The organism is Thiomonas intermedia (assembly GCF_002028405.1).
In the GTDB taxonomy this organism is placed as follows: Bacteria; Pseudomonadota; Gammaproteobacteria; order Burkholderiales; family Burkholderiaceae_C; genus Thiomonas; species Thiomonas intermedia.
In genome coordinates, this window is the sequence record NZ_CP020046.1 from 2275513 (window position 1) to 2288102 (window position 12590).

The following is a 12590-nucleotide window of genomic DNA, read 5'->3' on the forward strand; positions in this document are numbered from 1 at the left end:
CTGCATGACTTCCGAGCCGATCGCCCACGGCACCGCACCCGATACTCTGACCTACGGGATGGAGCCGCAGGCCGAGCTGCCCCTGTTCTCACCCCGTGACCACGGACTGGCGCCCGCGCCGATCGCGCAGCGCTGGATCCGCCGCACCTATTGGGGCCTGTTTGTGGCCTGCCTCGTGCTCGCGCTGCTCTATGCCGCGACCACCTGGCGCGACCAGCGCCAGATTCTGTTCGGCTCGCTCGACACCAGCTCCAGCTTTCTGGTGAGTGCCACGCAGTCGTATTTCCAGGGCTATTCCTCCGTACTCGAAGCTACGGGCTCCGATCTGGAGGACAAGGCCGATCTGCTGCAGCACCCGGAGGTCTTGCAGATCCTGCTGGAGCGGCGTCAGGCCTTGCTGCCCGGCGCCCTGTCGGTCAATGTGGTGTCGATGGATGGCCGACTTCTGGGCACCTCGCTGCGGTCGGACAATCTGCCCGATCTTCGGCACTACCCCGACCTGATGGAGGCACTCGTCCGGCTGCGGGCCCTGCCGTTGAAAAACGGCCTGATCATCGGCCGGCCGTTGATCGGCCCTTTGCTGGGCGAATGGGTGATTCCTCTGGTGCGCGAAATTCCGGCCGGCCAATCGCATCCGGCCTTCTACGTCATCGCCGCCGTCAGCACCCAGACCTTCCTGCAGCAGAGCCTGGCCAACACCGCGCTGCCCTACAAGGGCATTGCCGCCGTGCTGGCGCGCAACGACGGCTATGTGCTGGCACGCTGGCCTGCACCGAAGAGCAAGGCGTTCTACGCCAGCCCGCAGCAGGGCGTGTTCGCCCAATCGCTGATCGATCATCCGGCCGCCACCAGCGCCCATTACGACGGCTGGGTCGCCGCCGACGGCCTGATGCGCATGGGCAGCTGGCAGCGTCTGCAGACTCACCCCGAACTGGCGGTGGCTGTGTCCGTGCCGAGCAGCCTGCTGTGGACGCAGTATCTGCACACCATCTGGCCGCCGATGGTGGGTCTGGTCTTCCTGCTGCTTCTGCTCACCGTGCTCTATCGCTATGCCAATGGCCAGATCGTGCGCGAGCAGACCCAGGCGCTGGCCCAGCAGCAGCGGCTGCGCACCCTGGCGATCACGGATCCGCTGACGGCGGTGGGCAATCGCACCCTGCTGCGCGAGCGGCTGGAAGTGGCCCTCGAAACGGCGTGGACGCATCAGGGCCAGTTCGGGCTTCTGCTGCTCGATCTCGATGGCTTCAAGCAGGTCAACGATGCCTATGGGCATTCGGCAGGAGACACCTTGCTGCGCGAGACGGCACAGCGCCTGCAGGCCATTCTGCGCGAGGGCGAAATCATGGCCCGGATGGGCGGCGATGAATTCGCGGTGCTGCTGACGGAAGGTTTTGGCGGCGAGGCTGCCGCGGAGGCAGCGGCCCAGCGCATCCTCGCCGTCCTGCGTCAGCCCTTCGATCTTGGGGTAGGGCGGCAGGCGTCGATTTCGGTCAGCCTGGGCTGCGCCCTTTACCCGGAGGACGGCGGGGACGCCGAAACCCTGTTGCGCCGCGCCGATCTCGCGCTCTACGCGGCCAAGTCGGCCGGACGGGATCGATACCTGCGGTTCAAGGCCGATTTCGAGCGCGAGGCGCAGCGCCAGAAACATCTGGTCGAGAGCGTGGAGGCTGCGCTGCAGCAGGGGCGGCTGTCGCTGCGCTACCAGCCCATCGTGGCCATAGGCGGCGATCCCACCCGGCCCGCCGTGGTGGGGGTGGAAGCCTTGCTGCGTCTGCAGAGCGAGCAGGCCGAAGAGCAGGTGGCTTCCGATTTCGCCAGCGTGCTCGACCATGGTCGGCTGGCCCGCGCCATCGGCCGCTTCGTGCTCGATCAGGCGCTGACCCAGGGCGCGCTCTGGCGCGCCGAGGGGCTGGATCTGCATATCGCCGTGAACATCAGCGCCGAGCATCTGCTGGCGCCGGAGTTCATGGACGATCTTCATCAGGCGCTGCGCAACCACCCTGGCTTTCCCGCCAGCGGGCTCGTCCTCGAAATCACCGAATCGGCTCCGCTGCGCAATCTGGAGCAGGCCCGCCAGGTGCTGCAGGAATGCCAGGACCTGGGCCTGGGCGTGGCGCTCGACGATTTTGGCACCGGCTCGGCCTCGCTCACCTACCTGCAGCAGTTGCCCGCGCAGTCGATCAAGATCGACCAGTCCTTCGTGCGCGACATGGTCAACGATCCGAAGGATTTCGCCATCGTGTCGGCCGTGGTCACCGCCGCCAATCTGCTGGGCCTGGAGGTCATCGGCGAAGGCGCCGAGACGCTGGAGCATCTCTCGGTGCTGGCGGCGATGAACTGCACCCTGGCGCAGGGCTATGCCATCGCCCGGCCCTTGCCGGCCGAGGCCGTGGCCACCTGGGTGCAGACCTGGGTGCGGCCCGCGGCCGATCTGCGCGCCTCTGAGTTTCCGCATGAGGTGGAGGTCGCGCAGCGGCGCCGGGTCGAGCGCCTGCAACAGGCCGTGCGCGGCGAAGTGCCCTTTCCCGATCATGTGCTCGAAGCGCAGGCCGAGAACCAGTGTCACCTGGGCCTCTGGCTCAATGGCCAGGGCCGTCTGTACTACGGGCGCGATCCGCGCTATGGGCTTCTGATCGAACAGCATGCCGAGATCCACGAACTGGCCCGGCAGGCCAAGATGGCGCTGGACCTGGGCGATCTGGCCGCCGCCCGCCGCTTCGGTCAGGATGTGGCCGAGCTCAGCATCATCGTGCTCGATGGCATCCGCCAGCTCAGTGCCACGCCGGAGAGGGTCACTCCCTCTCAGGACTGAGCCGCAGCCGCCGCCGCGGCCGCCACCACCTCGCCGAGCTCGATGACCGCCAGCGCGTAAAAGGCCGATTGGTTGTAGCGGGTGATGACGTAAAAATTGTCGGTGCCCAGCACATAGTCCGGATCTGATCCGGCATTGGGCAGCTGCACCACGGCCAGCTTGCCCGCATAGGCGCGGGCCTGGGGCAGCAGGGGCAGCCCCATCGCCGCCAGCTGATCGGCGGTGAAGGTCGGGGTGATGTCCGGGCCGAGCAGGGTGTCGAGCGTGGCCTGCGGCAGATCGGGCGGCAACTGCAGCGGGAAATGCGCGGGCTGCCCGCGTACCCAGCCCTTGGCCGCCAGATAGCTGGCCACCGAGCCGATGGCGTCCGCCGGGTCGTTGATCAGATCGATGCCGCCGCCCTGGTCGAAATCCACCGCGTAGCGCAGGATGCTCTCGGGCATGAACTGCGGCATGCCGATGGCGCCGGCGTAGGAGCCGCGCACTTTCAGGGGGTCGCGCGCGTCCTGGGCGCACCATTGGAAGAAGTCGCCGAGTTGCACGCCGAAATAGGCACTGCGGTCGCGCGGGGCCTGCGCGGGGTAGCGCAGCGCCAGGGTCGAGAGCGCATCGACCACGCGGAAGTTGCCCATGTTGCGGCCATAGATCGTCTCCACCCCCAGAATGCCCGCGACGATGTGCGGCGGCACCCCGTAGCGTTCCTGCGCCCGTTGGAACCACACGCCGAATTCCTGCATGAAGTCGCTGCCTGCGCCGATGCGAAGACTGTCGAGAAAGCGGCTGCGATAGATCTTCCAGCTCTTTTTGCCGGGCGGGCCGGGGAGGATGAGCCGCGCCACCGTGGCGCTGTATTGGGCCTTGGCGATGAGCCGCGTTATCAAGGCTTCGGGGAGGTCGTTGCGCTCGACGATGCGCGCAGCCAGGGCCTGCACGCCGCTGGCGCTCCAGTCACCCAAGGCGGCCGCGGGAGCCGAGGCCTGGGCCAGCGGCGGCGCCGAGGCCGATGGCAAGGTCTGCGCGCGCGCGGCCTCGGGCAGCAATGCGCTCAGCGCCAGGCCCGCGCCAGCCTGCAGGCAAAGGCGGCGCCCGGGGTTGCGGGGATGGGGGGCGGCTGGGACGAATATTTTGGGCATCATTCACTTCGGCGGGCAGGCGGCAACGCAACATCTTCGCACGTTGGCGGGCTGGCGCGCCGGGGGGGACCGCAGCAGGGTCTGTGCTTCAAGCTGTTGTCACATTCCGCATGTAACGTTTCGTCCTGTTTGGTAACGAGTTGCATGAATGACTTTCCCTGATGGAGTTCGAGATGCCCCCAATCCCCGCCAATCCTTCGCGACGCCAGGCCCTGAAACTGTTCGGAGGCGTTCCCCTGATTCCCCTGAGCGCTGGGCTGGGAGGCTCAGTCCTGCTCGCCGCCTGTGGCGGTGGCGGCGGCACCGCGAATGCGGCCTCCCCGACGGCCACCGCGTTCAGCGCCATGGCTGCGCCCGACCTCAGCGCGCCCACGACCATGGCGACCACCAGCGTGGCCTCGGCCCTCAAGGTGGCGTATAGCGATGGCAGCAGCCAGACTTATCCGCTGGGCTACCAGGCCTTCTTCATCACCGGCCAGTCGGTGCCCGACGGCAACGGCGGCAGCCTGATCGCCGGAGGTTACTTCGACATCAACGGCAATCCCATCATGGACACCTCCGTGGCGGGCAAGGAGCGCCAGTTCTTCTCCGACGCCCCCGACGGCACCTCGCTGCTGACCGTGCCGAACGCCAAGGTGGCCGACGTGAAGGGCAACACCGTGTTCGCCGTGGTGCAGTTCGAATACACCAGCCTGGACCAGGCCGGCGTCTCGGCCTACGGCACCCTGCCGTCGCCCATCGCCGTGCTCACCCTCGACCAGGACCCGGCCACCGGCAAGCTCAGCCTGGTGAAGTCTTTCAACGTGCCCACCAAGCCTGCCAACGGCTTGTGGATCACCTGCGGCGCCAGCCTCACGCCCTGGGGCACGCATCTCAGCAGCGAGGAATACGAGCCGGATGCTGCGGCCATCGCCAAGAACACCCAGTTCCAGGCCTACATCACCAATCTGTACGGCGACTCCAACGCGCTCAACGACCCGCAAAAAGCCAACCCCTACCTCTACGGCCACATGCCCGAAGTCACCGTCAACCCCGACGGCACGGCCACGGTGGTCAAGCACTACGGCCTGGGCCGCATCTCGCATGAGCTCATCCAGGTCATGCCCGACCAGCGCACCTGTCTGATGGGCGACGACGCCACCAACGGCGGCCTGTTCCTCTTCATCGCCGACAAGGCCGCCGATCTGTCGGCCGGCACGCTTTATGTCGCCCAGGCCACGCAGACCAGCCCGGCGGGGCAGGGCACCGGCACCTTCACCCTGAAGTGGATCAACCTGGGTCACGCCACCAGCGACGAGGTGCTGGTCCTGGCCCAGGCCGCGGCGCAGAACGGCGGCGCCCCCAGCATCATGGACGTGAAGACCGCCGACCCCGCGCTCGCCACCCCGCCCGCTACCGGCTACACCCAGGTCTGGCTGGGCGGCAAGAAAAACTGGATCAAGCTCGTACCCGGCCAGGAAAAAGCCGCCGCCTTCCTCGAAACCCACCGCTACGCGGGTCTGATGGGCGGCACCATGGCCTTCACCAAAATGGAAGGCACCACGGTGAATGCCAAGGACAAGGTCGCCTACTCGGCGATGTCCTACATCCAGGCCTCGATGACCGACGGCAGCATCCCCGGCTTCAAGGTCGCCGGGCCGAAGGCGGGGGCGGTGTATGCGCTCAACCTCAAGGGCGGCCAGGCCGATGCTGGCGGCACGGCGATGAACAGCGACTGGGTGCCCGTGGACATGGCCGCACCTGCCGCGCTGGTGGGGGAAGACCTTGCCACGCCCGATGCCCTGGGCAACCTCGCCAACCCGAACAAAATCGCCAATCCCGACAACATCAAGTTCTCGGAAAAGCTGCGCACCCTGTTTATCGGCGAAGACAGCGGCATGCACGTCAACAACTTTCTCTGGGCCTACAACGTCGACACGAAAGCGCTCAGCCGCATCCTCTCCACGCCCTCGGGCGCGGAAAGCACAGGGCTGCAGGGCGTGGACGACGTGAACGGCTGGATGTATGTGATGAGCAACTTCCAGCACCCCGGCGACTGGGAGATCAAGACCGTTACGTCCAACGGCGTGACGGACACCACCGGCCTGCACGCCAAGGTGTTCAGCACCCTGGAGCCGCTGATCAACGCCAGCTACGAGGGTGGCTACGGTGCCGCCGTGGGCTACATCACCGGCCTGCCGCCCACCGCCAAGGCCTGAATCGCGCGGTGACCAAGCAAGCCCGCCTCGCGCGGGCTTTTTCTGCTGGTTTATCCGGGTGCCAAGGCCCTGACAAATCGGCATACTCCACCCACTACCGTGCGACGCGACGCGGGCAAAAAATATTGGAGGCAGGTTCGTGGTCAACGCGAACCCGAGGTGGATGTCTGCTGAATTGCCGCTGGACTGGATTTTCGAGAAGACGCCCAAGGGCCGCGACGAGCTTGCCACCCGCGCCCACGGCCTGCTGCCCGGACAGCGCAACCTGCTCATCCTGGCCGACGGCCACCGGCCTGTTCGAGAGCTGCTCAAGGCGGGTACTGATCCCAAGCGCTGCCTGCAGGCCTTGCGCGGCCTCATCGACGAGGGCTATCTCGCCCGTGGCGCGGTCGGTGCAGCCGGGCAGGCCCCCGGCCCGGCCGCCGCTGCGACCACGAGCGCCGCAGCGGCTACGGCCGCCGCCAGTCCGCACGCCCTGCTCATCGCCCTGGTGGAAGAACAGTTCGGGGCGCAGGCCCCCCGGCTGGTGCAGAAGATCGAGCAGCACCCCGATACGCCCGAAGGCCGTGCCGCCGCCGTGCAGGCCTGCGTCAAGTTCATCCGCCTGTTCATCGACGAAAAGCAGGCCACCGCCTTTGCCCAGCGTGCGCAGGAGCTGCTGCCGCGCTAGACCAAAACGCCTTTCGCCGTGTCGTCGCGCCATGGCCGGGCTCCATCACCACCTCTGCGCGAGCGTTTCAACCCACTTGGAGACAACACCCTATGAAAACAATGTTCAACCCCCGCCGCACCCTGCAAGCCCTCGGGCTGGCCGCTGGTCTGGCCCTGTCGGCGGTGGCCGCCAACGCCTGGGCCGATGCCCCGGTGCTGATGTCGCCCCAATGGGCCAGCGAAGCCTGCACCGCATGGAACAACACCCCCGAGCTGACCAACGGTCTGAAGGGCGAGTTCATGCACGACGACAAGGGCCGCGGCTACAAACTGGTGGAGATGTACCGCACCGATTGCGGCAAGGACACGGTGGTTGAACTCAAGTTGCAGCTGCAGAACGACAAAGCCATGTGCGTCTCCGGCGGCGCACCCACCCTCAAGCCCAATTTCGATGTCGATTTCCTCATGCATGCCAACACCAAGCAGTGGGAGGAAATGGGCAAGGGCGAATACGGTCCGATGAAGGCCATGATGTTCGGTCGGCTGGAGTTCCAGGGCCCCAAGATGGTCGCCATGCGCGCGATGGACCCGTTCAGCGCCTTCCTGCTGCTGGTCGGCAAGGTGCCCAGCACCACCGCGACTTGCCCGAAGTAAATCGGCAGGCAGCCAGGCTGCAAGGACGACGGCGTGCTCAAGCACGCCGTTTTTCATGGGCGCATCAAGTCAGCACAATGTCGTACTGTTGCTGCGAGAACGCGGGTTCGACCTGCAGCGAGACGGGCTTGCCGATGAAGTCCGACAGCGACGCCAGGTGCTGGCTTTCTTCTTCGAGGAACAGGTCGATCACGTCGGCGGCGCCGACGATGCGGAATTCGCGCGGGTTGAACTGCTTGGCCTCGCGCAGGATCTCGCGCAGGATCTCGTAGCACACCGTGCGCGCCGTCTTCACCTGCCCGAGGCCGCTGCAGGTGGGGCAGGCTTCGAGCAGCATGTGCGCCAGCGAGTCGCGGGTGCGTTTGCGCGTGAGTTCGACCAGCCCCAGTTGCGAGAAGCCGCTGACGGTGACTTTCACCTTGTCTCGGGCGAGCGATTTGCGCAGTTCGTCGAGCACGGCGGCACGGTGCTGGACGTTGTGCATGTCGATGAAGTCGATGATGATGATGCCGCCCAGATTGCGCAGCCGCAGTTGCCGGGCGATGGCCTGCGTGGCTTCCAGATTGGTGCGGTAGATGGTGTCGTCAAAGTTGCGGGCGCCCACGAAACCGCCGGTGTTGACGTCGATGGTGGTCATGGCCTCGGTCTGGTCGATGATGAGGTAGCCGCCCGACTTGAGGTCGACCCGCCGACCCAGCGCGCGCTCGATCTCTTCGTCCACGTTGGCGGTCTCGAACAGGGGGCGTTCGCCGCGGTAGAGCTGCAGGCGGTTGCTCACCCGGGGCATGTACTCGGCCGCGAAGGCCTGCAGCAGCTCGAAGTTTTCGCGCGAGTCGATCTGGACGCTGCGCGTGGCATCGCTCACCAGATCGCGCAGCACGCGCTGCGCCAGGCTCAGCTCCTGGTAGACGAGGGTGCTGGGGCTGGCGTCGTGGGCGCGCTGCTGGATGGCAAGCCAGGTCTTGCGCAGATAGGCGATGTCTTCGGCCAGCTCGGCGTCGCTCGCGTCCTCGGCATTGGTGCGCACGATGAAACCTTGTGAGCCGCCGGCCTCTGCCGCCAGCAGCGCGCTCATGCGTTCGCGCAGCGCGGCGCGTGATTCGGCACCGTCGATCTTCTGCGAAATGCCGATGTGGTCGTCTTGCGGCAGGTGCACGAGCATGCGACCGGCCAGGCTGATCTGGGTGGTGAGTCGCGCGCCCTTGGTGTTGATCGGGTCCTTGAGCACCTGCACCATCAGGGTCTGACCTTCGTAGAGCAGTTTCTCGATGGGCTGCACGGGCGGGGCGGGGGCATCGGCGGCGGCGTCGGTGTTCACGGGGACCGACTGCCGCTGCCACAGATCGGCCACGTGGAGAAAGGCGGTGCGCTCCAGTCCGATCTCGATGAAGGCCGACTGCATGCCGGGCAGCACCCGAACGACCTTGCCGAGATAGACGTTGCCCACCAGCCCGCGCTCCAGGCTGCGCTCGATGTGCAGCTCCTGCACGGCGGCGTGGGCGACCAGGGCGACCCGGGTTTCCTGCGGGGTGATGTTGATGAGAATGTCTTCGGGCGTGGGGTTCATGGCGACGAGGTCTTGACTTCTTGGGAATGGGGGGCGCCCGGCCAGCCCGCGGCGCGCAACAGCCTCAGCGTCTCGAACAGCGGCAGGCCGATGATGCCGCTGGCGCTGCCGCTGATCTGCTCGACGAAGGCCGCGCCGAGGCCCTGCATGGCATAGGCACCGGCTTTGCCGAAGGGTTCGCCGGTGGCGATGTAAGCGGCGATGTCCTGGTCGCTCAAGGGCGCGAAGCGCACCTGCGAGGTTTGCAGTGCCGCGTGGCGCACTGCGCCGCGTTGCACGCAGACCGCGGTGAGCACTTCGTGCGTCGCACCGGAAAGGGTGCGCAGGATGCGCGCAGCATCAGTCGCGTCCTGCGGCTTGCCGTAGATGCGGCCGTCCAGCGTCACGGTGGTGTCGGCGCACAGCAGCAAGGCCGACGCGGCGGCCTGGTCGGGATGGCGCCGGGTCAGCCGTTCGCGCGCCGCCTCCAGCTTGAGCCGGGTCACGCGCTGCACATAGTCGGCGGCCATCTCGCCAGGCAGCGCGGCTTCCAGCGCTTCGCTGTCTTCTTCGGGCTGCGGCGCGAGCAAGGCGAAGGGCACGCCGACCTGTCGCAGCAAATCCTGGCGCCGCGGGCTGGCGGAGGCCAGGTAGAGGGTGACGGCGGGCGTGCCGCTCGGGTCGGTAGGCATGCGAGGTCGGGTAAGGGTGGAGCAGCTATTGTCCGTGCAAACGCGGTTGCGCGAGGTTTGCGGCGTCGGCTCCTGATCCGGCACGTTGACATTTGAACCGGCGCCCCACCCCGGCCCTCCCCACAAGTGGAGAGGGAGGGAACACGCCTCCCCCACGACGTGGGGGAGGTTGGGAGGGCTTACGCAGATCGCGCGCAGCGCAGTTCTCTCCTCCCCCACAGCGTGGGGGAGGTTGGGAGGGGGAGACCCTTGCATGGCGCGGTCCATGATCCGTTCATCTTTCCCAAGGCCGGATCAATAGAATCTCCCGCCATGCATATTCATATTCTTGGCATTTGCGGCACGTTCATGGGCGGCGTGGCGGCACTGGCGAAGGAGTCCGGGCACCGGGTGACCGGCTGCGACGCGCAGGTCTATCCGCCCATGAGCACGCAGTTGCAACAGTTGGGCATCGATCTGGTCGAGGGCTATGGCGCCGATCAGCTCGCGCTCAAACCCGATCTGTGGGTGATCGGCAATGTGGTGTCGCGCGGCAATCCTTTGATGGAGGCGATTCTCGATGCCGGGCTGCCTTATGTCAGTGGGCCGCAGTGGTTGGCCGAGTATGTGCTGCAGGGCCGTTGGACCCTGGCCGTCGCCGGCACGCACGGCAAGACGACCACCACGTCGATGCTGGCGCACATTCTCGATGTCGCGGGGCTGAATCCCGGTTTTCTCATCGGCGGCGTGCCGCTGGATTTCGGCCAGTCAGCGCGGCTGGGGGGCGACAAGACTCCCCACCCCAACCCTCCCCACGCGTGGGGAGGGGGCGATCTCACCTCCTCCACAACGTGGGGGAGGCCGGGAGGGGGAGGTTTTTTCGTCATTGAAGCCGACGAGTACGACACCGCGTTTTTCGACAAGCGCTCCAAGTTCGTGCATTACCGCCCGCGCACGGCCGTGCTCAACAACCTGGAGTTCGACCACGCCGACATCTTCCCCGACCTCGCGGCCATCGAAACCCAGTTTCATCATCTGGTGCGTACCGTGCCGCGCAGCGGTCAGCTCGTGGTCAACGCGCCGTCGGAAGCGCTGGCCCGTGTGCTGGCGCGCGGCTGTTGGAGCGAGGTCGCGCGCTTCGATGATGGCGAGCAGGGTTGGTCGGCACAAGGCGGCGAACAGCAGTTCGAGGTGCGGCTGCGCGGCCAGCGCATGGGCGAGGTGCGCTGGGGGCAGACCGGCGCGCACAACCGCAGCAATGCCCTGGCCGCCATCGCCGCGGCCCGGCATGCCGGGGTGTTCGCCGACGAGGCCTGCGCCGCGCTGTGCAGCTTTCAGGGCGTGAAGCGCCGCATGGAACTGCGCGGTACGGCCGGCGGCGTGCAGGTCATCGACGACTTCGCCCATCACCCCACCGCGATCGCCACTACCCTTGCCGGCCTGCGCCAGCAGATGCAGGCCGATTCCCAGGCTGCTTCAGGCCGCATCCTGGCCGTGTTCGAGCCGCGTTCCAACACCATGAAACTCGGCGCCATGAAGGCGCTTCTGCCCGATGCCCTGTCGGGCGCCGACCTAAGCTTTGGCTATGCCGGCGGCCTGGGCTGGAATCTCGCCGAAGTGTTGCAGCCGCTGGGCGCGAAGGCGCGGGCGTTCGACGATCTGGGGGCGCTGGTGGCCGCCGTCGCGGCGGCGGCGCGGCCCGGTGACCGTGTGCTGGTGATGAGCAACGGCGGCTTCGGCGGCGTGCACGACAAGCTGCTGCAGACGCTCGCCGCACGCGCACCAGGCGTTACGACCACTCCTCAATCCTGAAAGTCATCCATGTCCGGCAACACTCTCGGCCTGCTGTTTGCAGTCACCACCTTTGGCGAATCTCACGGCCCGGCCATCGGTTGCGTCATCGACGGCTGCCCGCCCGGCATGGACCTGTGCGAAGCCGACATCCAGCCCGATCTCGACCGCCGCCGCCCCGGCACCAGCCGCCATGTGACGCAGCGGCAGGAAGCCGATCAGGTGGAAATTCTCTCCGGCGTGTTCGAGGGCAAGACCACCGGCACGCCCATTGCCCTGCTCATCCGCAACACCGACCAGCGCAGCAAAGACTACGGCAACATCCTCAACACCTTCCGCCCCGGTCACGCCGACTACACCTACTGGCGCAAGTACGGCCTGCGCGATCCGCGCGGCGGTGGCCGTTCATCCGCACGGCTGACCGCGCCCATCGTCGCCGCCGGTGCGGTGGCCAAGAAGTGGCTGGCCGCGCATCACGGCGTGGCCGTGCGCGCCTGCATGACCCAGCTCGGCGAAGTGCCCATCCCGTTCCAGACCTGGGATGTGGTGCATCAGAACCCGTTCTTCTCGCCCAACGCCGACCTCGTGCCCGAGCTTGAGGCGTATATGGACGCGCTGCGCAGATCGGGCGATTCGGTCGGCGCGCGCATCATGGTTGCGGCCAGCGGCGTGCCCGCAGGCTGGGGCGAGCCCCTGTACGACAAGCTCGACGCCGACATCGCCCACGCGCTGATGGGGCTGAACGCAGTCAAGGGCGTGGAGATCGGCGCGGGCTTCGCCAGCGTGGCGCAGAAGGGCACGCAGCATGGCGATGAGCTCACCCCGCAGGGCTTCACCTCCAACAACGCCGGCGGCGTGCTCGGCGGCATCAGCACCGGGCAGGACGTGGTGGCGTCGATGGCCATCAAACCCACATCGAGCATCCGCCTGCCGCGGCAATCGGTGGACATGCACAACGCGCCCACCACGGTGGAAACCCATGGTCGGCACGACCCCTGCGTGGGCATCCGCGCCGCGCCCATCGCCGAAGCGCTGGTGGCCATCATCCTCATCGACCACGCCCTGCGCCACCGCGGGCAGTGCGGCGACGTGCAGTTCGACGTGCCGCCGATCGCGGGACGGCGCTGAAGGGAT

General features: G+C 67.0%; 9 protein-coding genes. 6 read left to right on the forward strand and 3 right to left on the reverse strand.

Annotated elements, in window-relative coordinates:
• Positions 1 to 4: 4 nt before the first annotated feature.
• Positions 5 to 2812, forward strand: a complete 2808-nt coding sequence (locus tag BVH73_RS10655) for an EAL domain-containing protein (RefSeq protein WP_079418509.1) — start codon at positions 5 to 7, stop codon at positions 2810 to 2812.
• Here BVH73_RS10655 and mltB read toward each other — a convergent pair.
• Positions 2803 to 3948 carry a lytic murein transglycosylase B gene (gene mltB / locus BVH73_RS10660; protein ID WP_079418510.1) on the reverse strand — a complete coding sequence of 382 codons (1146 nt, stop codon included), beginning with the start codon at positions 3946 to 3948 and terminating at the stop codon, positions 2803 to 2805. The two genes, BVH73_RS10655 and mltB, sit on opposite strands and share 10 nt — an antisense overlap.
• Positions 3949 to 4118: 170 nt before the next feature.
• On the opposite strand from mltB, the gene BVH73_RS10665 reads away from it, so the two are divergent.
• From BVH73_RS10665 to BVH73_RS10675, 3 genes are all read left to right on the forward strand, one after another.
• The gene (locus BVH73_RS10665; protein ID WP_079420537.1) at positions 4119 to 6143 is read left to right on the forward strand and encodes a PhoX family protein; all 2025 of its coding nucleotides are present in this window, start codon (positions 4119 to 4121) and stop codon (positions 6141 to 6143) included.
• Positions 6144 to 6306: 163 nt separating this feature from the next.
• Entirely contained in the window at positions 6307 to 6813 is a 507-nt protein-coding gene (locus BVH73_RS10670) for a hypothetical protein (RefSeq protein ID WP_079418512.1), read from the forward strand.
• Positions 6814 to 6905: 92 nt separating this feature from the next.
• On the forward strand, positions 6906 to 7448 hold the full coding sequence (locus BVH73_RS10675; protein ID WP_079418514.1) for an SCP2 sterol-binding domain-containing protein: 543 nt from the start codon (positions 6906 to 6908) through the stop codon (positions 7446 to 7448).
• 64 nt (positions 7449 to 7512) lie between these two features.
• Here BVH73_RS10675 and rng read toward each other — a convergent pair whose 3' ends face one another.
• Together rng and BVH73_RS10685 are read right to left on the reverse strand one after the other, a co-directional pair.
• Positions 7513 to 9015 carry a ribonuclease G gene (gene rng / locus BVH73_RS10680; protein WP_079418516.1) on the reverse strand — a complete coding sequence of 501 codons (1503 nt, stop codon included), beginning with the start codon at positions 9013 to 9015 and terminating at the stop codon, positions 7513 to 7515.
• Positions 9012 to 9686, reverse strand: a complete 675-nt coding sequence (locus BVH73_RS10685; protein ID WP_079418518.1) for a Maf family protein — start codon at positions 9684 to 9686, stop codon at positions 9012 to 9014. Before BVH73_RS10685 ends, rng begins: the two co-directional genes overlap by 4 nt.
• A gap of 312 nt (positions 9687 to 9998) precedes the next feature.
• On the opposite strand from BVH73_RS10685, the gene mpl reads away from it, so the two are divergent.
• Positions 9999 to 11477: a UDP-N-acetylmuramate:L-alanyl-gamma-D-glutamyl-meso-diaminopimelate ligase gene (mpl, locus tag BVH73_RS10690; RefSeq protein WP_079418520.1), complete on the forward strand. Its 1479-nt coding sequence runs from the start codon at positions 9999 to 10001 to the stop codon at positions 11475 to 11477.
• 9 nt (positions 11478 to 11486) lie between these two features.
• Entirely contained in the window at positions 11487 to 12584 is a 1098-nt protein-coding gene (gene aroC, locus BVH73_RS10695; protein ID WP_079418522.1) for a chorismate synthase, read from the forward strand.
• Positions 12585 to 12590 lie beyond the last annotated feature (6 nt).

Excerpts from the sequence above, each read along its gene's own strand:
- BVH73_RS10655 (WP_079418509.1), top strand. The coding sequence starts at position 5 with ATGACTTCCGAGCCGATCGCCCACGGCACCGCACCCGATACTCTGACC.
- mltB (WP_079418510.1), bottom strand. The coding sequence starts at position 3,948 with ATGATGCCCAAAATATTCGTCCCAGCCGCCCCCCATCCCCGCAACCCC.
- BVH73_RS10665 (WP_079420537.1), top strand. The coding sequence starts at position 4,119 with ATGCCCCCAATCCCCGCCAATCCTTCGCGACGCCAGGCCCTGAAACTG.
- BVH73_RS10670 (WP_079418512.1), top strand. The coding sequence starts at position 6,307 with ATGTCTGCTGAATTGCCGCTGGACTGGATTTTCGAGAAGACGCCCAAG.
- BVH73_RS10675 (WP_079418514.1), top strand. The coding sequence starts at position 6,906 with ATGAAAACAATGTTCAACCCCCGCCGCACCCTGCAAGCCCTCGGGCTG.
- rng (WP_079418516.1), bottom strand. The coding sequence starts at position 9,015 with ATGAACCCCACGCCCGAAGACATTCTCATCAACATCACCCCGCAGGAA.
- BVH73_RS10685 (WP_079418518.1), bottom strand. The coding sequence starts at position 9,686 with ATGCCTACCGACCCGAGCGGCACGCCCGCCGTCACCCTCTACCTGGCC.
- mpl (WP_079418520.1), top strand. The coding sequence starts at position 9,999 with ATGCATATTCATATTCTTGGCATTTGCGGCACGTTCATGGGCGGCGTG.
- aroC (WP_079418522.1), top strand. The coding sequence starts at position 11,487 with ATGTCCGGCAACACTCTCGGCCTGCTGTTTGCAGTCACCACCTTTGGC.